At 62.7% G+C, this 20,924-nt stretch carries 16 protein-coding genes; 10 read left to right on the forward strand and 6 right to left on the reverse strand.

The window, feature by feature from the left end; all coding sequences use genetic code 11:
• Positions 1-2: 2 nt before the first annotated feature.
• From PLANPX_RS12600 to PLANPX_RS12625, 6 genes are read left to right on the forward strand one after another with little or no spacing between them, the layout of a single operon-like run.
• The gene (locus PLANPX_RS12600; protein ID WP_152099077.1) at positions 3-1,922 is read left to right on the forward strand and encodes a hypothetical protein; all 1,920 of its coding nucleotides are present in this window, start codon (positions 3-5) and stop codon (positions 1,920-1,922) included.
• Positions 1,922-2,995, forward strand: a complete 1,074-nt coding sequence (locus PLANPX_RS12605) for a hypothetical protein (protein WP_152099078.1) — start codon at positions 1,922-1,924, stop codon at positions 2,993-2,995. The genes PLANPX_RS12600 and PLANPX_RS12605 overlap by 1 nt, the downstream gene beginning before the upstream one ends.
• A gap of 48 nt (positions 2,996-3,043) precedes the next feature.
• Positions 3,044-4,270 (forward strand): NPCBM/NEW2 domain-containing protein, encoded by a 1,227-nt coding sequence (locus tag PLANPX_RS12610; RefSeq protein WP_152099079.1) that lies wholly within the window; start codon positions 3,044-3,046, stop codon positions 4,268-4,270.
• Positions 4,267-6,045, forward strand: coding sequence for a S1C family serine protease (locus tag PLANPX_RS12615; RefSeq protein ID WP_152099080.1), 1,779 nt, complete (start codon positions 4,267-4,269; stop codon positions 6,043-6,045). Before PLANPX_RS12610 ends, PLANPX_RS12615 begins: the two co-directional genes overlap by 4 nt.
• A gap of 1 nt (position 6,046) precedes the next feature.
• On the forward strand, positions 6,047-7,351 hold the full coding sequence (locus PLANPX_RS12620; protein WP_232536384.1) for a S1C family serine protease: 1,305 nt from the start codon (positions 6,047-6,049) through the stop codon (positions 7,349-7,351).
• Positions 7,257-9,440, forward strand: coding sequence for a PDZ domain-containing protein (locus PLANPX_RS12625; protein ID WP_172992026.1), 2,184 nt, complete (start codon positions 7,257-7,259; stop codon positions 9,438-9,440). The genes PLANPX_RS12620 and PLANPX_RS12625 overlap by 95 nt, the downstream gene beginning before the upstream one ends.
• Positions 9,441-9,450: 10 nt before the next feature.
• On the opposite strand, the gene PLANPX_RS12630 is transcribed toward PLANPX_RS12625, so the two are convergent.
• From PLANPX_RS12630 to PLANPX_RS12645, 4 genes are all read right to left on the reverse strand, one after another.
• Positions 9,451-10,560 (reverse strand): hypothetical protein, encoded by a 1,110-nt coding sequence (locus PLANPX_RS12630; RefSeq protein WP_152099083.1) that lies wholly within the window; start codon positions 10,558-10,560, stop codon positions 9,451-9,453.
• 53 nt (positions 10,561-10,613) lie between these two features.
• Positions 10,614-11,693 carry a hypothetical protein gene (locus PLANPX_RS12635; protein ID WP_152099084.1) on the reverse strand — a complete coding sequence of 360 codons (1,080 nt, stop codon included), beginning with the start codon at positions 11,691-11,693 and terminating at the stop codon, positions 10,614-10,616.
• 93 nt (positions 11,694-11,786) lie between these two features.
• A complete protein-coding gene (locus tag PLANPX_RS12640) occupies positions 11,787-13,604 on the reverse strand; it encodes a Gfo/Idh/MocA family protein (RefSeq protein WP_152099085.1) in 1,818 nt (605 codons plus the stop codon).
• 2 nt (positions 13,605-13,606) lie between these two features.
• Positions 13,607-14,740: a DoxX family protein gene (locus tag PLANPX_RS12645; RefSeq protein WP_152099086.1), complete on the reverse strand. Its 1,134-nt coding sequence runs from the start codon at positions 14,738-14,740 to the stop codon at positions 13,607-13,609.
• A gap of 286 nt (positions 14,741-15,026) precedes the next feature.
• On the opposite strand from PLANPX_RS12645, the gene PLANPX_RS12650 reads away from it, so the two are divergent.
• Together PLANPX_RS12650 and PLANPX_RS12655 are read left to right on the forward strand one after the other, a co-directional pair.
• Positions 15,027-16,004 (forward strand): D-2-hydroxyacid dehydrogenase, encoded by a 978-nt coding sequence (locus PLANPX_RS12650; RefSeq protein WP_152099087.1) that lies wholly within the window; start codon positions 15,027-15,029, stop codon positions 16,002-16,004.
• Positions 16,005-16,372: 368 nt separating this feature from the next.
• Positions 16,373-17,479, forward strand: coding sequence for a serine/threonine-protein kinase (locus PLANPX_RS12655; protein WP_152099088.1), 1,107 nt, complete (start codon positions 16,373-16,375; stop codon positions 17,477-17,479).
• A 117-nt stretch (positions 17,480-17,596) separates the two neighbouring features.
• Here the strand turns inward: PLANPX_RS12655 and PLANPX_RS12660 are convergent, their stop codons facing one another.
• Positions 17,597-18,094 carry a transposase gene (locus PLANPX_RS12660; RefSeq protein ID WP_152099089.1) on the reverse strand — a complete coding sequence of 166 codons (498 nt, stop codon included), beginning with the start codon at positions 18,092-18,094 and terminating at the stop codon, positions 17,597-17,599.
• A gap of 223 nt (positions 18,095-18,317) precedes the next feature.
• Here PLANPX_RS12660 and PLANPX_RS12665 point away from each other — a divergent pair, with 223 nt between their 5' ends.
• Together PLANPX_RS12665 and PLANPX_RS12670 are read left to right on the forward strand one after the other, a co-directional pair.
• Positions 18,318-19,508, forward strand: a complete 1,191-nt coding sequence (locus PLANPX_RS12665) for an FAD-dependent oxidoreductase (protein WP_172992027.1) — start codon at positions 18,318-18,320, stop codon at positions 19,506-19,508.
• 48 nt (positions 19,509-19,556) lie between these two features.
• Entirely contained in the window at positions 19,557-19,970 is a 414-nt protein-coding gene (locus PLANPX_RS12670) for a GNAT family N-acetyltransferase (RefSeq protein ID WP_152099091.1), read from the forward strand.
• 18 nt (positions 19,971-19,988) lie between these two features.
• On the opposite strand, the gene PLANPX_RS12675 is transcribed toward PLANPX_RS12670, so the two are convergent.
• The gene (locus PLANPX_RS12675) at positions 19,989-20,492 is read right to left on the reverse strand and encodes a class I SAM-dependent methyltransferase (protein ID WP_152099092.1); all 504 of its coding nucleotides are present in this window, start codon (positions 20,490-20,492) and stop codon (positions 19,989-19,991) included.
• Positions 20,493-20,924: the final 432 nt, after the last annotated feature.

Consider the following 20,924-nt stretch of genomic DNA (forward strand, 5'->3'; position numbering starts at 1 on the left):
CGATGAGGACGACGCTCCAATCCTGGCGCTGGTGGACGATGGCAATGTTGTTTGCCATCTGCGGCGCCGGTGTTGGCGGAGTTCGCTTCGCGGCGGCCCAAGAGGCGCCGCCGGCCGTCGATGGCGCGCCCGCGACTGATCCTGCTGCGGCGACCGGCAGCGACGAAAGCCTCGCGCAGATTGAGGCCCGGTTGGCCGAGCGCTTCGCCCGTTTGGAAACGCTCGTCGAACGGCAGGCCGAACTTTCGCGCGGCACGCAGCCGCGGCGGGCGACCCTGTTGCGGCAGCTGATCACGCAGAGCCGCTCGCGAGACGTCAACGGGCAATTCAACAAGGTAATCGCGGCGCTCGAGCAAGAGAGCTTCTCGTCGGCGATCGACGGGCAGGCCTCGCTCGAGACCGAACTGAACAAGTTGCTCGAACTGCTCCTGCAAGAAGATCGCGACCGGCAGATCGACTCCGAACGGAAGCGGGTGAGCCGTTACCTGCAAGACGTCAACCGCCTCATCCGGCTGCAGCGCGGCGTGAAGGCTCGCACCGATGGCGGCGACGACGACGAGGAACTCTCGAAGGATCAGCAAGCGGTCGGCGACAAGACCGACAAGCTGGGCGACGAAATTGAAGACTCGGAGAAGACGGCTGCTCAAAAGGCGGCCGAGTCGCGAGAGTCGGGTGAGAAGGACAGCGAGTCGCCGCCGAGCGAATCTGGCGAATCGGAATCGCAAGCTGAGTCTGAGTCGAAGGGCGAAGAGGGCAAGCAGAGCAAATCGAGCGAGGGGAAGGAATCGTCCAAGTCGGACGAAGCGGAGAAGTCTGAGGAGTCGAGCGAAGAAGAATCGAACGAAGGCAAGCCGTCCGACGACGATTCGAAGGAAGAGAGCAAGCCGAGCGATTCTAAGCAGAGCGAAAGCAAGCCAAGCGACGGGGAATCGAAGCCGAGCGAGTCGGGTGAATCGGAATCGAGCGAGAGCCAACCGAGCGAAAGTCAGCCCAGCGAGGGACAGCCGAGTCAAAGCAAGCCGAGCCAAGGTTCGCCGTCGGAACAACAGCCGGGGCAGTCGGGAGAGCAATCGCCTCAGAATGGCGAGCAGCCGCCGGACAACCCGATGCAGCGGGCCGCGCAAAAGCTCCGGCATGCGCAGCAGCGGATGGCTGAGGCCCAGAAAAAGCTCGAAGAATCGCAGCGTGACGGCGCCGTCGAAGAGCAATCGAAGGCGGTCGAGGAACTCGAACAAGCGAAGGCCGAGCTCGAGCGGATTCTGCGGCAGCTGCGCGAGGAAGAGCTTGAGCGGATGCTTGTGCTGCTCGAAGCCCGGTTCCGCAAAATGCTCGACGAGCAGATCGAGGTTTACGACGAGACGAAGAAGCTCGACGCCGCGTCGCAAAAGGCGCCCTCGCACGAGCTGGAAATCGCCAGCGGCCGGCTCGCGCGTAAGGAGACCTTGATCGTCCGCGAGGCTGATCGGGCGCTCGTGCTGCTGCGCGAAGATGGGACTTCAACGGCGTTCCCCGAAGCGATCGAGCAGGCTCGTGACGATATGGAGTCGATTGCCGAGCGATTGCGCGAGACGCGCGTCGACCTCATTACGCAAGGTCTGGAAGAGGACGTCATTGCGGCGCTCGAGGAAACGCTCGCCGCGTTGCAGCAGGCCCTCAAAGATTTGCGCGAGCAGAAGCAGCAGGGCCAACCGCAGCAAGGCGGGGGCGAGCCGGGCGAGAAGCCGCTGGTCGACCAGTTGGCGGAACTGCGGATGATTCGCTCGCTGCAGGTGCGCGTCAACAAGCGGACCCAGCAGTATGGCGCGATGATCGAAGGGGAGCAGGCCGAGGATACGGACCTGATCGAGGCGATTGAAGGCTTGGCGGTGCGGCAGCAGAAAATCTTCCAAGCCACGCGCGAACTGAACACAAAGGAAGACTGATGGACGCGCTGCGCGACATTCGCCGGTTCGTACTGGCCGCCTGCTGCGGGATCGCCGCGCTGGCGCCGACGATGGCGTTTGCGCAAGTCGATTTTGAAGCGAGCTGGGACGCCCCCACTTATCCGGTGGTGCGCGAGGAGGTGCTTGCGTGGCTTGAGCAGAGCGATCTGAACCGCGTTGAGGCGGCGAGCGTTCGCAAACTGTGGCCCGCGAAGCCGCCCGAAGAGCTTGACTCCAGCCAGATGCTCGATTTGGCGGCGGCTTCGTTCGCGGCTTCGTCCGAAGATGCGGCGAAGCTCGTCGCGACGTGCAACGCGGCCTATAAGGGGCCGGCGGTTGCCGAACCGGAGTGGCTGGCCGACGCCGAGGTGCCGCTGCTCGTGCGTCACAACTTGCGGCTTTATTACGCGCGGTGGCTCGCGCAGTACGGGCTTTACGACGAGGTGCTCCACCAGATCGGCGATTTGCGGCCCGACGAAGTGATCGACCCCGCGTCGCTCTTGTTCTATCAAATGGTCGCGTACCACCAGTTGGTGCAGCCCGACGAAGCGCGGTCGGCGATGGTGCAGTTGATGGAGCACGACGATTCGCTGCCGCGGCGATTCTTGCAAGTGGCGCAATTGGTGGAACGCGATTTGGCGGGGCTCGAGGACGAATCGCTCGACCACATCGCGCGTCGGATGCACGACATTCGCCGCCGACTGGCCTACGGCCGGGCGGGCGATCAGGTGCAGAAGATCGAGCAGGGCGTGCTCGATTCGCTCGACAAGATGATCAAGGATCTCGAAGACCAACAACAGCAGCAACAGCAATCGTCTTCGTCGTCGAGCGGCGGCCAACCGCAACAGGGCTCCCAGCCGATGCAAGACAGCGGCCTCGCCGAGGCGAAGCCGGGGATGCAAGCGGAACGCCGCGACATCGGCGACAAGTCGGGCTGGGGCGATCTGCCGCCGAAAGAGCGCGAGCAGGCGCTGCAGCAAATTGGCCGCGAGTTTCCGGCCCACTACCGCGAGTTGGTTGAGCAATATTTCCGTGAGCTCGCCAACGAGCAGGCCATGCCCGCCGACAAATAATCGAAGACTCGCGTTTTCCGTTCCGACACTCCGACGAACAACTACCGCATGACGCCTTGGTTCGCATTACTCGCCGCACTGCTCGCCGTCTCGGGGGATGAGGCGTCGTTGACGACGCTCGATGGGCAGACGATCAGCGGCGTCGTTTCGGCGTGGGATGGGACGGAGCTGACGATCGACGCTGCTGACGGCGACCAAAAATTAGCGACCGATGCGATCATGGACGTCGCGTGGAAGCGGGAACCGAGCGCTGGCCCAACGCTGCGCGTGGCGGAACTCGTCGATGGCTCGCGGCTGGCGTTCGAAGAGTTCACGATTGCCAAACGGACAGCGACGTTCCAGTTGCCGGGACAGCAAGCGAAGGTGGAAGTCCCCACGGCGCGGATCAAACGCATTGAGCTCGTCGCGGCGAGCGAACCGCTCGCGAAGATGCTCGCGGAGATCGAACAGAAGCAACCTGCCGGCGACTCGCTGGTGATCGTCAAAGGCGAGGCGATGGACTACCTGTCGGGCGTCGTTGAAGACGTCACCGCGCAGCAGGCTGACTTTCGCTGGGATGGCGAGAAGGTGCCGGTGAAGCTGTCGAAGATCGCCGCCATCGTCTTTTATCATGCGAAGGAAGCGGCGCTGCCCGAGGCGCTCTGTCGAGTGTCATTCACCAATGGCAGCGTTGTCGTTGCGCGGCAAGCGCAACTCGAAAAGCAGCAGCTGCAACTGAAGTCACTCGGCGGCGTCGATGTTGAATTCCCGTTCGACCAAGTGGCCCGCATCGATTTCTCATCCGGGAAGATCGCCTACCTCAGCGACCTTAAGCCGGCGACGAGCCGTTGGACTCCGCGGGTGGCGCTGCCGGCAGACGCGAAGCTGATCGCCAGTTTTGGTGCGCCGCGGCAGAACGTGGCGTTCGACGGTTCGCAGCTGTCGCTGTTGTGGGACGACGACCCCGTGCCGGCTCGCCGCGACGTGCGGACCTACTCGCGCGGGCTGGCAGTGCGGAGCCGGACGGAACAGACGTATCTCGTTCCCGAGGGGATGACGCGGTTTGCCGTGACGGCGGGGATCGACCCGGCCACGGCGGGGCAGGGGAACGTCGCCCTTGAGATCCGCGGGGATGACCGGATTCTATGGGAAGGGACGATTGACGGGGGGGGACCTCCGGTCGAGATCGACGTAGAATTGCAGGCGGCGCGCCGGTTGCAGTTGGTCGTCGACTATGGCGATAACCTCGATTACGGCGATCGCCTTCACCTGATCGAGGCTCGCTTCATCAAATGAATTGCTATCACCCGATCTTGATCGCCGCCTCGCTGTTGTGCAGCGCTGCCGCGGTGCGCGGCGCCGTGACGCCCGATCCGGCCGTCCTTAAGGCGGAGGATGAGCGGGCGGAGGCGATCGCCAAGGCCTCGGCCGCGACGGTGGCGGTGTTCGACGGTTCGGGCGGCGGGGGCGGTTCGGGGGTGTTGATTTCCCCTGACGGCTTCGCGGTGACGAACTTCCACGTGACCGCTCCCTGCGGCGCCGCGATGAAGTGCGGGCTCAACGACGGTAAGCTCTACGACGCCGTTATCGTCGGCATCGATCCGGTGGGCGACGTGGCCCTCATTCAGCTCTTAGGCCGCGATGACTTCCCGGTCGCCGAGATCGGCGACAGCGATCAGGTGCGTGTCGGCGACTGGTGCTTTGCTGCCGGCAATCCGTTTTTGCTGGCGGACGATTTTACGCCCTCGATTAGCTACGGGCTGGTGTCGGGAACGCACCGTTACCAGTACCCGGCCGGCACGCTGCTCGAGTACACCGACTGTATTCAAACCGACGCGGCGATCAATCCGGGAAATTCGGGCGGGCCGCTGTTTGACGCCAAGGGACGGCTCATCGGCATCAACGGTCGCGGCTCGTTCGAGAAGCGCGGCCGCGTGAACGTCGGCGTCGGTTACGCGATCTCAGTCAATCAGGTGATGCGGTTCGTGCCGATGCTGAAGAGCGGCCGGATCGTCGACCATGCGACGCTCGGCGCGACAGTGTCGACTGACAAGGGATCGGTCGTCGTCGACGACATTCTGGAAACGAGCGACGCCTTCCGCCGCGGCTTGCAATATGGCGACAGCATCGTTCGCTTCGCCGATCGCGAGATCTCGACGGCGAACGCACTTAAAAATGTGCTCGGCGTCTACCCCAGCGGGTGGCGGGCGCCGCTGACGTATCGCCGCAACGGTCAAGCGTTCAGCACTCAGGTGCGGCTGATGGGCGTGCACGACGAAGCGGAGCTGATCGAGCTCGTGCAGAGCGAGGAAGAGCAACCGAGCGGCCATCCGGGCGATCCGCAGGAGAAGCCGAAGGATGAAGGCCCCAAGCTGCCAATTCCGCAGCTGGAAGGGTTGCTCAAGAAGAAAAAGATGCCGCCAGCGGTGGTGCAGCGCTACGAAGCTCGCCGCGGGTACGCGAATTATTGGTACAACGAGCAGGCGCAAGAGCGGCTCTGGACGAATTACGTCGATCGGAGCGCCATTGCCGATCTTGGCTACGACTGGCGCGTTGGCGGCAAGGTTGAAACTGGCGGCGTGTTCCAATTGGTCACCTCGGCGAACCGTTCGGAATTAACGCTGCCGTCAGGCCACTCGGGCGCGATCTTCAACGGCGACGTTGCGGCGCAACTTAGCCCGCCGCGATCAGGCGGCTTGCTGCTAGCGATCAACGCCTGGCAGCGGTTCATTGACAAAGGCCTGCACCGCTTCGGCGAGATCTACTACCTCGGCAAACTGCCGCACGGGCCCGACGGGACGCCGGAAGACTGTCTCGTCGGTTACTTCGAAGGAATGGAGACGCGGTTCTTCTTCGCAGAAGATTCGGGCGATCTAACTGGCATCGAGCTCTTCTCGGCGGACGACGCCGATCCGTGCGAATTGAGCTTTAGCGATTTCAAGGATATCCAAGGACGGCGATTGCCGACGCGTTGGCTCGTGCAGCACGGCGACGGCGTCTTTGCCGAATTGGCGATTGAGCAGTGGGACGTCGGCCAGGCCCCGAGCGGTCCGCAGGATGGAGCCAACTAGCGTGACGGAAGTTCGCCATCAATTCTCGCGGCTGCTGTTGGCTGCGCTCGTCGCGACGAGCGCGCCGCTGGCGACGTTGGTTACTCATGCGAACGCCCACGCCGCTTCGTTTCAAGAAACGATCCGCGATGTGCAGCGGAAGGTCGTAAAGATCTACGGCGCCGGCGGGATGAAGGAGTTGGAGGCTTATCAAACGGGCATCCTCATCTCCGGCGATGGGCATGTCCTCACGGTGCAGAGCTACGTGCTCGACACCGACGACCTGGCGGTGGTGCTCGACGACGGCCGGAAGTTCAAGGCCGAGGTTTTGGGCGTCGACCCGGTCCGCGAACTGGCCGTGCTGAAGCTGCCGATCGAGGCCGATGCGCTGCCGCATTTTGATTTGAACGCGGCGCCGCTCGCGAAGGTAGGCGAGCGGGTGCTGGCGGCGAGCAATTTGTTCAATATCGCCGGCGGCGACGAGCCGGTGAGCGTGCTGCAAGGCGTCGTGAGCGGCATCGCGCCGCTCGACGCCCGTCGCGGCGCGCATCAGGCGAGTTTCCACGGCAACGTTTACATCGTCGATGCGGCCGCAAATAACCCCGGCGCGGCCGGCGGCGCCCTGGTGAATTGGCGGGGGCAACTTGTCGGGCTGCTCGGTAAAGAGCTGCGGAGTCGTTCGACTGGCGCGTGGCTGCACTATGCGATCCCGGTCGATCAGTTCGTCGCTTCCGTGGAAACAATGGAAGCGGGGCGGACGATCGACGCCGACGATGAAGCGGCGCCGAAGGCGAGCGATCCGCTGACGCTAGCGGCGGTGGGGATCGTGCTGGTTCCCGATATTTTGCCGCGGACGCCGCCGTATATTGATTCGGTCGTCGCTGGTTCGGCGGCGGAGCGGGCCGGCTTGCGGCCTGACGATTTGCTGGTGTTCGTCGAAGGCGAGCCGACTTCTTCGTGCTCGGTGGTTGCCGAGCAGTTTGGCCGTCGTGAGAGTTTTGACGATGTTCGGATTTCCGTGCTGCGCGACGGCAAGCTCGTCGAAGCGACGCTAAACGCTGAGGAAGCTGTAGAAGAGCCTGCGGACGAGGCATCGCTCGATGATTCCGACGAGGCGATGGCGGAAGAGGAGCCAACGGCCTCCGATGACGCCGACGCTGGCTCGCCTGACGAGAGTGATGGTGAGACCGACGCTGAAGCGACTGTCGACGGTGAAAAGCCTGCCGCGGACGATGATGATACGTCGCCAAGCGAAGATGCAAGCGAAAGCGGCGCCAGCGACGCTGAGGATGCCGACTCTGACCAACTTGATGTTCCTACTGAGTGAGCCACGGCAGGTGACGCGATTCTTCTTGCGATTGGCGATTTGCTTCGCGCTTGGTTTGGCGGCAACTCTGCCCGTGCGCGGGTTCGCTGCGGACGATCTTGATCAACTTGAACAGCAAGCAATCTCCGCCGCGGTGAAGGCGGCCGAGAAGTCGGTCGTCCAGATTCGCACGATCGGCGGCGTCGATCAGATTGACGGAAAAACGCTCGCCCAAGGGCCGACGACCGGGGTGATCATCAGCGATGACGGGCTGATCGTGTCGAGCGCGTTTAATTTTGCTCAACAGCCAACGTCGATTCTCGTCCGGCTCCCCAGCGGAGAACAAAAGGCTGCGCGGATTATCGGCCGCGATGAGAATCGCATGCTCGTGCTACTCAGGGTCGCTACAGACGAACCGCTCACGGCGGCCGAACCGGCGCTGCTCGGCGAGGTGCGACCTGGCGATTCTGCGATCGCGTTGGGGCGGCCGTTCAATCCTGAGGATGTGAGCGTTTCGGTCGGCGTGGTGAGCGCGCTCAATCGGATGTTTGGTCGGGCGATTCAAACCGATGCGAACGTTTCGGCTGCGAACTATGGTGGGCCGCTGATTGATCTCGAAGGCCGCGTGCTCGGCATCTTGGCGCCGATGGCGCCGCCGTCGCCTGGAGCGAGCGAGGCCGACGTCACCGCCGGGGCAGAGTTTTACGATTCGGGGATCGGGTTTGCCGTACCGCTCGTCGACGTGCTGGCGATCGTCGACCGCTGGATCGAGGAAAAAGATTTGCATCGCGGACTGCTGGGGATTGGGCTCAAGGCGGGCAATCCGCACTCGACGGCGCCGATCGTCACCAACGTCTGGCCCCGTTCGCCGACGGCGATTGCCGGTTGGAAGGCGGACGATCGCATCGTTTCGGTCGACGGCGTGAAGGTCGACACGCAGACGGCGCTCCGCTTCCAGACGATGCCGCGTTATGCGGGCGACACGTTGGCGGTGACGTTGCGCCGCGGTTCGGGCGACAAGGCGAAGGAAATTGAAACCAAGGTTCGGCTTGCTGCGAAGCTGCCGCCGTATGCGCATCCGTTTCTGGGCGTGCTGCCCGAGCGATCGACCGCTACGGGCGATGATGAAGCGAAGGCTGAAGAGGAAGCCGACGAAAAGAAGCCGGCCGACGCAAAACCCAAGAAGGAGGACGCGGCGGGTTTCGTGATTCGCAACGTCTGGCCTGATAGCCCTGCCGACGACTCGGGGCTGCGTGCGGGCGATCGCATCGTGAAGGTTGGGGAGAAAAAGGTCGCCAGCGCCGCCGAAGCTCGCGCTGAGCTGAACGCAAAGAGTCTCGGCGACGCCGTCGAACTCCTTGCGAAACGCGGCGACGAGGAACTTGAGTTCGAAGTGGAACTGGGCGAACTACCGACCGGCGTGCTGGAAGCTTCAGACCTGCGGGCGACTGGCGCGGCGTCTGAGGAGTCGAGCAGCCTCGGCGATCCGAAGCTGCAGACGCTCAAGCTCCCCGAGATGTCGCAAACGGCCCGTTACTTCCAACCGCCGAGCGGCGGCGCGACTCCTGGGCTGTTGATTTGGCTCGGCGACGGCAAACGCGAGACCGCCGAAGCGATGGCCGCCGACTGGCAGCGCACCTGCGTCCGCGACCGACTCACGCTGCTGATGCCCGAACCGGCCGACGCCGGCGGTTGGACGAACGACGATCTGGAATACCTGGCCCGGCTGCTGCAAACGGCGGGCAGCCGCTGGCGGATCGACCCAAGTCGCGTCGTGATCGCCGGCGAAGGGAAGGGGGGCCAGCTGGCCTACGCCCTTGGCCTGCGGGGCCGCAAGATGATCCGCGGGGTGGCGGTCGTCGATAGCCCGTTGCCGCGAACGCTCGAAGTTCCTGAGAACAATCCGAACGAACGGCTGGCGATTCTTTCCGTCGAAACGCAAAACACGCCGCTGTCGCTGCTCATTCGGCAGGATCTCAAGAAGCTCGAAGACGTCGGCTATCCGGTGACGCAACTTGTGCGTCGCGGCGAAGAGAGCCGCTCGACGACGCTCGACGCGGCGACGCGGGCTAAGATTGGGCGTTGGATCGACGGGCTCGATAGGTTGTAAGACAGCGCGCTTACGGCGTTTCGGCCGGCGCCGCTTGGGCAGCGCCTGTTGCGGGCTGAGCGGCTCTCGCCTTCCTGCGTTCGGCTTGGCGCGCCTTATCCTTTCGTCGATGTTCGCGCAGGCCGCGGTAAGCTTCCGCGGCCATTACGTCTTTAACCGGAAACTCGCCGAGGTCGCCGACAGGCACTCGCCGTTCGGGCGTGAGCAACAGCATCTGCCAAGCGCGCGTCTGATCGACATGCCCCTTTGCATCGCGTAGTTCCTTAAGACTGCTGAGTTGAGTGATCTCTTCCCAAGATTGGCCTGAACTCTCTAAGAATTCAGTGAGGGACAGCAGACGAGCAGGTGGGTCGATGTTGCCATTGCTCCAAGAACCATGGACCGGGACCGTGATTTCCGTCTCGCGCGGTCGAACCACGGCGCCGCCGAAGCCCATCAAGTTGTCATAGCAAAAGACGCCGATGTACAGCTCGCGATCGTTTGGTAGACCGACGAAGGTCGACCGCGGCTGGGAGTAGTGAGTCGCCGCAATGATATGGCGATTGAATTCATCGCCCCAGCCGTAGTAGCCAAGGACCGGATCGAGCCGCATCGGCGCCGTGCTCACGAAGATGAACATTGGTTCGTCGTTGGGATCGAGACTCACGGTGAGTTGCCGCGTGCCCAGCTCTTTGATGAGGGCATCGGTCGTTTCTCCGGGACGCACGACAACGTTTTCCGCCGTCCCGTGAGCCAGGGTCACGGCGCTGGGGAACTTGGCGCACTGCTTCATGCTCTGCATGCCGTTCACGCCCGCCCATGACTGCACAAGCAGTCGATACTCGCCGGCCGGCATGTCAGGGATCTCGAAAGTGGAGCCCTCGCTCGTGACGCAGTGCCAGAGGCTTTCAGGGCCTTGGAAGTCGCCGGCACGCAGAGGTTGACGAGTCTCAGCCGCCAACGGCAGCCCCGACTTCGGATCGCAAACAATCACGACTGCGGATCCAACCTGCCGCTGCTGGTGGTCCGCGGTGAGCAGCATTCCGCGAATCGCGCCGGGCTTGGCCTCTTCCGCTGAGGCGTTTGCGGCGATTACGAGGAACGATGCCGAGATAAACAAAACGCCGAATTGATTCCGCATCGCTAACTCCCGCACGATGTACAGACTCAATGAATTCCGGCGGGCGGCGCCGCTTACTTGTCAGTCTCAGCCGCTCGCTCTGCCTCCAGCTTTTTCTTTTGCTCCGCCCATCGCTTCTCCATCTCCGCGAATTCCTCGGCGGTGGTGAACTTCAGCGTCAGTCGCGTGAAGTCGTCGACGGGGCGGAAGTTGATCTCGAGCATTTCGCCCGCTTTGTTGCGGTAGATAACGAACGACTCGAAGTCTTGCTCCGTGGGGTGGTCGAGCGTCGGCTCCCAGCCGAGTTTGCCGAGGCTTTCGCGGTACCACTTGTCGGCCGCGGCGAGGTCGCCGGGGTATTCGACGTACAACTGCACCGGCGGCTCGGAGTATTGCACGGCCTTCGCATCGGCGGGAGCGGGGAGTTCGGCGGAGAGAAGCTCCGTGAAGTAGGTGACGACCGTCTTCCCCTCTTGTGCAGGCGCCGTGGCGGTGGTGGCGAGCAGGCGGACGGCGTTCTTGCGGTAGAACCGCGTGTCGCCGGCCGTGCCGTACGTTTCCCAGCCGGCGGCTTGCAGGTCTTTGTCGATCGCCATCGAGACCGCTGCGACGCCGTCGGGCGTGACGTACGCGAGGCTCGCCGGCATGTCGTAGAGAACCTCCGCATTCGGGGGCTTCGGCAGCGTGCTGAGCGTGAGGTTGCCGAGGTTCGACGCGAAGACCATCGTCGCGGGCTTGTCGCCGCCGGCAACTTGCGACGCCTGCAGCGTGACGGTAAAGCCGTCGCGCGTGAACGAGCCGCTGCCCGATTCTTCGGTGATCGACTCGTGAGGCGAGATCTCCCAACCGGCGTCGACGAGTTGCTTCTGGTGGAACTCGTAAGCCGCCTTCGGTGAACAAGGCGCTTGGTAGGCGAGTCGCGCGACCGAGCGGCCGCCCGGATTCTCGCTGCCGGCGACAAGCGGCAACGTCCGCAGGTCGATCACCTTCACGGCTTCGGCGACGGTGGGCGGCGTAGCGTTCGGCGTGCTCGCCGAGGCCGTTTGGGAAGCCTGTGCGTCGCCGTTTGGAGCAGCCCGACCGCAGCCAGCGCATTCCAGTAACAGCGCAAGGCCCAGACCAGACGCGACGAGTCCGAATCGTTCGGAGAACATGATTCCAACGAGGCGTTTCGGCCCCGATCCTTGGTGCTTACGCCTCAATCCGTCTAACTGCCTAATCGCCGCGAGCCGACTCGCAACATGCGGCTACACTAACGTCTCAGTCTTTCGCGGGTCAGCCGCGCCGTCGACGCCGAGATCGACTTCCGGCGACGCATCGTTGTGGATGTCGAACCATTCCTTCTTGAACTCGATCCGCTTCCCTTGCTTCATCGCGATGTTCGACGTGAGGGCGATGATCGCGTCGGCCATGGCGACCTTGGCGCCGCACTTTGGTTGGTTCTGCGGCGAAGGATTGCGGATGCACCAGGCCCAGTGCTCCATTTCTTCCTTGTAACCGCGGCTGACGTTCTTCGTCGCCGCTGCAGCCGCCGCGACCGGCGGACCGCCGCCGGTTTCGTAGGTGCTCATGGCCGCTTTCTTGCCGCCTTCATTCACCTGGATCTTGGTGTTCGCGTCGCCGCTCTTGTAGAGCATTACTTCGGATTCGCGATCGAGGACCAGCGTGCCGCCGGTGCCGAGGACGACTTCGCCGTAGCCGCCGAAACCGTTGCCGTTGATCGACGAGTAAGTGACGACGATCTTACTGTTCGGATCCTTGACGTCTTTCTGCTTTTGAATGTCCTCGTAGTAGTTCTTACCGGGGAATTCGAAGTTGCAGTGGACGTGATCGTCGACGTCGCGGTCAGCGGGGAACAACGAACGGAAGCCGATGCCTTGGACGGCGATCGGGTAGACCTTCACGCCGTCATTCGCCTGCGAGCTGACGAAGATGCTTGAGGCGTCGAGTTGGTGGCTGCCGAGCTCAGCCATTAGGCCGGCGCCGGTGCGGTCCCACAACCGCCAACGAATCAGCTCTTCGAGGGCCGAGCGCTTGTTGCCGTTGGCGAGCGTTTTCGACTCGTAGCCGTAGGTTTTGCCGGCGTCGAGCTCGATCGAAATGTCGGCGAGTTGCTTCTCGATTTGCGCGAGCTTCGCCTTCTGCAGGTCGATGTCGCTGCCCTTGGCGTTTTTCAGGGCGCCCTTGGCGGCGCGGAGCTTCGTGTAAAGCGGGTGAGCCGCGACGAGGGCCGCCTTCGCCTTATTGTCGCCTGCTCTCTCTGCATCGACGATCGCAGCGTCGAAGACGTCGTATTTGTAGTCGGCCGCTTCGGGAAGTGGCGGGCACCAGCTATCGTTGCCGGGCAAGTTGCCTCGGTGCCACTGGGCGCGAATGTGGTGGAGCTCGCCGAGCAGGCCGCGGCGGATTTGATCGACCGCGTTCGCATAGAGGACGCTGTAGTGGCGTTGATGACCGACAGCGAAGACGATCGGGTCGCCGTTCGCGGCCTTCGACTGTTCGGCGAGGCGGCCCATCTCCTTACATCGGGAGACGGTTTGCCCCATCAGCTTTTCGGTGAGGACGTGCTTGCCGGCCCGCATCGCCTTAAACGCGGCGACGTCGTGAAGCCACAAGGGGAGAGCGATGATCACTGCTTCGACGTTTGGATCGTCGATCAGCTCTTGGTAGTCGCCCGCGTAGACCGTAATGTGCTTCTTCGCATCAGCTTCGTCGGCGTAGCCGTATTGCTTGATGAGGCCTGGCCGAGCGCCGATGTTGTCCTGGTCGCCATGGAAGGCGCGATGTTGGTTGTAGGGACGAATGTCGGCGATGGCGACGACGTCGAGGTACTCAGGATTGAGCGCGCCGATCAGGACGCTGCCCTCGTCGCCGGTGCCGATGATGCCGATGCGGAGCGGCTCTTCGACCTTGGCGCCGTAGCCGAAGTACATGGCGCCGAGGCTGCCTGCGGCAATCGTGCCGGCGGCGAGGCCCATCATCATCTCGCGACGATTGAGGTCGGAGCCGACGGCCTCGTTGAAGTTCTGCTTGCCGATGTCGCGTTGTTCAGGCGTAAGATTCATGACTAAACAGACTCCTTGCGGCTGCAGCACTTACCGGTGATGCGGCTGATGAAATAATCGAGACCCGCGTAGCGTCCTGCCGAGGAGGCGAAGATGACGGCGAACGCGGCGATCTCGACGAGCTGGAAATAAAACACGGGGTTGTTACTTCCGGCGACCCACGGCGGTTGCGTGGCGATAACCGAAAGCAAGAAGGCGATGCCCGCCACCGCTGCGACTCGCGTGAAGAGTCCCAGAAGGAGGCAGACGCCCGTGCCGATGATCAGTGCGGTGACCGCGACATTGAGCTGGTGAAGTTTACGCGCGTCCTCGTCGACGAGGGCTTCGTCGACAAGTTTCGAAGTGGCGGGATCTTCCGCTTGTTCGACGGTGATGATTTGGCGAAGGTCGCCCTTGTAGCCGTCTTCGATCGAACGAACCTCGGCAATCCAAGCGCCGCTGGCGGCTTTCGTCTCGGCCGATTTCTCGCTGATGCGAGTTCCCAGGAACGGCAGGCTCACCGAGCCGGCTTCGTTTTTCATTTGCTCGAGCCGGTAGAGCTCGTGCTCCCACTCCGCGATCGCGTCGGTTTGCGATTCAAGGTAATCAGCCAACTGCTGATGACGGTAGTCGAGGGCAGCGGCCGCGGCGGCCCGCTGATCGTCTGAGAGGCCGGGGATGATTACGAACTGGTCGTGCGCGCTGCGCCAACCATCCTCAATCCGATCGGCCCAGTCATAGTAGGGCGAGTGGGGGGGAAACTCGATCGGCGCCGGTTGCTTCTTGGCGAGGGCGGCTTTGCGGCGAGAGGCATAGTCAGCCTCCCATTTCGCGCGGGCGGTCAGTTCGTCCTCGGTCGAGGGACGGGCCTGCCGCGGAACAGCGAGGTGCTTTTCCCAGTCGTAGACGTTGGGGAGCGTTTCCTTGATCATCTTCGCCGCGGGGCCGACGGCCATCCGCAACATTGGCTCGGATGAGAAGACGAGCGTCGTCTGCCCGGTTTCCGGGTTGTAGGCGAGTTTCTTCGTCCCTTCGCGGTAGAAGTGCCAGCCGGTGGCCAAGCGAAGGACGATCAGGGCGATGACGAGGCCGGTTGGCAAGTACACCGCGGGGCGTACTGGGGCCGGCTTCGGTTCATCATGATGGGGATGGGCCATGGCGCTTGTGGGTTGAGCGGAGCCGCGTCTGGATTAGGCGACGAACGTCGCAGTCGGTTGTCGCACAGACGCGAGGGAGATGCAGTAAAAGGGCACGTTGGCTGGACGCTTAGCCCTGCAGGGGAAGTCGCCTTCACCCACCTGCCCACGCCGCCCCGGTAACGATATTCTACGAAACAGGTTGCCTACGCTCTAGGGTATGGCGCCCCGCCAGCCCGATCCAGCAAAATCAGTCACTCACGAACCTATAGCGGTCGTTTCTCCGAACGCCGTGAAAGTGTTTCTCATGCGAATTGTTCTCTGCTACCCGGTTGAATCGCAACACATCGCCCGCATCCAGAGCGTTTGGCCGGAGGCCGAACTGGTCGACGCCGGGCAGGAGCGGATCGCCGCACAACTGCCGACCGCCGACATCTACTGTGGGCACGCGAAGGTGCCGGTGCCATGGGACGAGGTGGTGGCCGGCGGCCGATTGCAGTGGATCCAATCGTCGGCCGCGGGCCTCGACCACTGCCTCGTACCGAGCGTGGTCGATAGCACCATTACGGTCACAAGTGCCTCGGGGGTTCTGGCGAAACAGGTCGCGGACCAAACTTTTGCGTTGTTGCTCGGGGTTTTGCGGAATTTGCCGACGTATTTCCGGGCCAAAGAGGCGCGGGAGTTCATCCGCCGCCCGACCCGCGACTTGTACGGGGCCCGCGTCGGCATCGTCGGCTTGGGGGGGAACGGCCGGCTGTTGGCGAGATTGCTCAAGGCGTTCGATTGCTCAGTGATCGCCACCGATTGGTTTCCGGAGCAAAAGTCGCCGTTCGTTGACGAGATTTTGCCGGCCGACCGCGTGGACGATTTGTTGCCACGCGTTGATGTGTTGATCCTGGCGGCGCCGCTGACCGACCACACCCGCGGGCTGATCGACGCCCGTCGGTTGCGGATGTTGCCGGCCGGGGCCGTAGTGATCAACGTCGCCCGCGGGCCGATCATCGTCGAAAGCGATTTGGTGGAGGTATTGAACTCGGGCCACCTGTGGGGCGCGGGCGTCGACGTTACCCAGGTGGAGCCGTTGCCGAACGACAGTCAGTTGTGGGCGGTTCCAAATGTGATCATCACGCCTCACGTCGGCGGGCAGCGAGCGAGCCGCATCGACGACATGACGGATCTGTTCTGCGAAAACCTGCGGCGCTACCGCGCCGGCAAACCCTTGGCGAACCTCGTCGACAAGCGGTTGGGATTCCCCGAGCCGAGCCAAATCTACGGCGCGGTGTGAGTGCCCCCACAAAGCCGCGACCGGTGGTCGCGGTCCGGTAACTTCACCATTACCATCCCACATCCGTGGCAGCGCGCATCGCCCCCCGCGTCGAAGCCTCTCAGCGCCACGAAGTCAATTGCGAATTCCCGCACCAAGATTGCGTGTTTTGTTGCGAAAGTGTCTACAGAATAGGCAGTTTGCGTAGACTTCCGATCTGGACCGCGGCATCACCCGCTGCGTAATATAGAGGTGTTAGCAGGCGGCCCGCGCAGTCGGATCGCCAAGCGCCGCGTGATGAGCCGCACCAAATTCGACCAGGAGGGATTCTGGCGCCAAGGTGCGAACCTCGAGCTCGTCCGCCGCGACTTATCTTTCGAAGGACAACTATGAACCCCTCGACGACCATTCTTCAAGGCACTCGGACGATTACGTTCGATGGGCAGGAGGCCAACCGCTGCCCGACCGATCTTTACGATCGGTACGAGCAACTGCTGGAAGGTCAACATCTTGGTTGGACCGAACACCTCCGCTTCCGTCGCCTGTTGGGGACGGGCGGGCAGGGGGTCGTCTACCTCAGCGACCGTCGCGGCTGCGACGGCTTCACGCTGCCGGTCGCCGTAAAGGTTTTCTCGCCAGAGCGGTTTTCCAGCCAACAAAGCTACGACATGGCGATGGCCCGCATCGCCCAAGTGTCTTGCAGCGTCGCGAAGATTCAGCACGACTCGCTGCTCGACGTGCAGAACTTCATCGAGCGCAATCGCATCCGCATCATGGAGATGGAGTGGGTCGACGGCTATGACCTCGATCGGCTTCTGACTCCCGCGATGCTCGCCCGCGTTCAACAACGCGTGAGCCATCGCCGTTGGGAATACATCAACAACGTCATCGTCACCGCGGGCCCCGTGCGGCCGCGGCTCAAGCCGGGCATTGCTGCGTCGATCATTCGGCAATGTTTGTCGGCCTTGGCGGCGCTCCACCGCGAAGACATCGTTCACGGCGACCTCAAGCCGGCGAACATCATGGTGAAGCGGACCGGTAACGCTAAGATCGTCGACATCGGTTCGGCGCTCCACCTGAACAACATGCCCGACCAGCGGACTTGCACGCCGCAGTACGCCGCGCCGGAGATGTTGGAGCGGAACGAGTTCACGCCGCGGAGCGACTTGGCAAGCCTCGGTTACGTGCTGATCGAAATTCTCGCCGGGCGACCGCTGTTCGCTGGGCTGAACAGCTTGGGCGAATTGCTCGAAGCGAAGTGGACGCTGCCGCAGCGGCTGGAGCGAATCCTGCCGGACGAAGTCGCCGACAGCGAACTGCTGATGTCGGTTTGCCGCCGGTTGACCGCCCCCGATCCGCTGCTGCGATTCGCTTCGGCGGAGGATGCGAACACCGGCCCCGACGGATTGGCCGAGTTCCAACGGACCCTGGTCATCGGCGACCTGGCGAGCGAATATGACAACGAACTGCGGGTCTGGCTCGAAGAACTCGACTGATCCGTTCAACAAATCGCTCGATAAAAAGCCGCGACCGGCGGTCGTGGGCATTTCGCATTTCTTGCATTTCGCGGTTGTCGTCATGCCGCAATGGGACCGCGACCACCGGTCGCGGCTTTATGCTATCCGGCGTTCGTTGTGGCGGTCGATGTACCGTTTGGTGTTCCACCAAATGTGCTCGTCGAAAATGAACGAGCGCCAGCGGCCCTTGCACCAGACTGGGCGTTCGTGTGACGTGTGGCGATGAATCGCCTTCGTGGTTTGATCCTTCAGCCACTTTACGACGTTATCGATGTCGCGATTCGTGCGCGTCATCAGCAGATGGGCGTGCGTTACCTCGATCGTAATCGCAGCGAACGACCAGTCTGACTCGCCCTCGCAACGCTCCAGCGTTGCGGCGATCACAGCTTGCATGGGTGGTGTGAACTTCGTCGGCGGATGCTTTTGTCGCTCCTGGGCCATTCTTCGTCGCACGGCATCGCCGGCGTTTAGCTTATGCGGCTCGACGAACCCAAGCTCCACATCCCACGCCTCCGACCAGTGGCCGCGCTCATCGCCAGGGAGCCACAGGCCGTAACCCGAGATCACGATGTGGTAGCCGATGGTTTGTGCCATGCCGGCGATGGTATTTTCGGCGTACAGTAAATGCCACTTAATTTATTGCCGTTTTATGCAAAAAGCCGCGACCGGTGGTCGCGGTCCCCGCATTTCCCCGCATTCCATCGAATGGCGACGCACAAAACCCCGCGGAAAATGCCCGCGACCGCCGGTCGCGGCTTTTTGGCCTACAATTGTCGTCGCTGGATTTCCATCCGCTGGGTCGTTGGGATTGTTTGCCATGTCGTCCGCCGAACGTCCGCTAATTGTTGGAGCTGGTCCCGTCGGGCTTGCCGCCGCGTTGTTTTTGCAGCGCGAAGGATTTAAGCCGCGCATCGTCGAGACGAAAACAGAAGCGGCGTCGCAGTCGAAGGCGCTCGCCGTCAATCCGCGGACGCTCGACTTGCTCGAATCCACCGGCGTCACGGCGCGGATGCTGGAACTCGGCAGCCCCGTGCGGGGGATGCAGTTCCACCGCAACGGCAAGGTTGTTATTGGGCTGAAGCTCGACGGCATCCATCCGAAGTATCCGTTCATGCTCGGCTTGTCTCAAGCGACGACTGAGCGGCTCCTCGCCCAAGCGTTCCTCGCGGCGGGCGGCGAGATCGAACGCGGCATCGAGATGACCTCGTGCAGCAACGTCGACGGCGGCGCGAACGTCGAACTGCGCCACATTGCCGACAATGCGGCCGAAACCGTCGCCACGCCGCAGTTGCTTGCCGCCGACGGCGCTCGCAGCTTGGCGCGTCACCAATTAAACGTCGACTTCGTCGGCTCGACATTTCCCGGCGAGTGGTACCTCGCCGACGTCACGCTCAAGACGTCGCTCGCACCGGAGTTCGCTCACATTATCTACTGCCGCAACGGCGGGTTTTTATTCGTCATGCCGGTTTACGGCGACGAGCAAGCCCACACGAACGGCCAACTGCTGTGGCGGGTGCTCGGCAATCGTCCGAACCCGCTTGCGATGCTCGAAGAGGCCGAGCCAACCGCGGCGCCGGTGTGGGAGTCGAGCTTCCGTGTTTCGCATCGCGTCAACGCGAAGCTGTCGGTCGGCAACGTCTACTTCGCCGGCGACGCCGCTCACATTCACTCGCCGATGGGCGCCCGCGGAATGAATCTGGGCGTCGAAGACGCGTGGGTTTTCGCGAACTTGCTCCGCATCGGCCAACTGGGCCGTTACCATGACCTGCGCCACCCGGTCGACGTGAAGGTGGTGAAGGAAGTCGAGTTCTTCTCGAAGCTGGTCGCTTCGGACGCATTGCCGTTCCGCTTTGCCCGCCGCTATGTGATGCCGATCGTCGCGCGGACGCCGTTACAATCGCGGATTAAGCAGACTGTGACGGGGCTCGACCACTCGCTACCGGCCGACTTGGACCCGCCGGAACACGAGCCGTCGCGCGAACCTGGCGTAAAGCAGCTGGCTCTCTGAGCTAGCTCGGAATCACCGCCGCTACCCTCCCGCGAGAGACGCATCGCCATGGACGAAATCGCGTACCAACTCGAGCCGCAACTCGCCGCTGAGGAGTTCGTTGATGTGCTGCGGCGTTCGACGCTAGCCGAGCGTCGGCCTGTGGAGCATCCCGAACTGATCGCGCGGATGCTAGAGCATGCCGACTTAATCGTCACGGCGCGCAATGCTGCCGGCAAATTGGTGGGCGTGTCTCGCGCGCTGACCGACTACAGCTACGCGACTTACCTCTCCGATCTCGCCGTCGACGAAGCCTACCAGCGGCAAGGAATCGGCCGCGAACTCATCCGTCGCACTCACGAGGCGGCCGGGCTCGAAACGGCGCTCATCCTGCTCGCCGCGCCCAAGGCCCGCGACTACTACCCTCACATCGGAATGGATCGCCACGATTCGTGTTGGATCGTTCCGCGGCGGTCGCCCTAAACCGCCGGCGGTAGATTACTACTTCGCGACTTTCGTGAATTTCCCCCACTGCCCAATCAACTTCACGACGCGCGTGTCGACTGGCGTGAACAGCGGGATGTCCTTGAAGTAAATAAGGTGGCTGTGCGGACTGGTCCGCTTCTGGTTAAGGCCGATGCGCTCCAGCGTCTTGCAGGCCCAGTCCATGTGCGGAACTGGCGTCGTCACGAGCAGGCGGCCGCCCGGCTTTAGCAAGTCAAACATCTCTTGATAGAGGTCGACGTGTTCGATCACCTCGAACGCGATGATCACGTCGAACGAACTTTCCTTAAGTCCCAGATTGCGCCAATCGCGCAGGTCGCCCACGATGTCGGCCGGCGGGACGATGTCGACGCTGACGTAGTTCGTCCAACCTTGCTCTTTGAGGTAACGGCCAACCCAACCGTCGCCGGCGCCGACTTCGAGAATCGAAGCGTCCTTAGGAATGTCGCCGAAGAAATACTCGATCTTCTTGCGGCGGGCGTAATCGGAAAGCATCGGCATGTTCGGGCTTCCAGCGGCGGTGAGTTGCTAAGAGGCGATGAAGAAACTGCGGAGGCGGCTTGCAAGCAGCGTCAAATTGACCAATTCCAAGCTTCCAATATAATCCCTCGCCCGACTGGCGGAGATAGTGGCGATCGCACGGGAGGCCGATTATCGCCCATTTTGGGCGTTCGTTGCGGCTGATGCGGTTACGACCGTCGCATTCGGAACATTCACCATTCTCGTCGTGGATCTTGGTAAAACGGCTGGTTCCGCCCGGCCCGGCGCCGTGACATAAACTTTAGCCGAGCTTACCATACTGGCATATTGTGACGTTGCGCAAACCGCGCGACGGACTGTCCGTTTCGCCCCCGCGGCGCCCCGTGTTCGCCTGGTTCAGTAGGTTTCCGCTCGCCCTTTTCTCGCTCCAGCAACTTACGAGTTCTCGTCGCC

The sequence above is a fragment of the Lacipirellula parvula genome (assembly GCF_009177095.1).
Taxonomy (GTDB): Bacteria; Planctomycetota; Planctomycetia; order Pirellulales; family Lacipirellulaceae; genus Lacipirellula; species Lacipirellula parvula.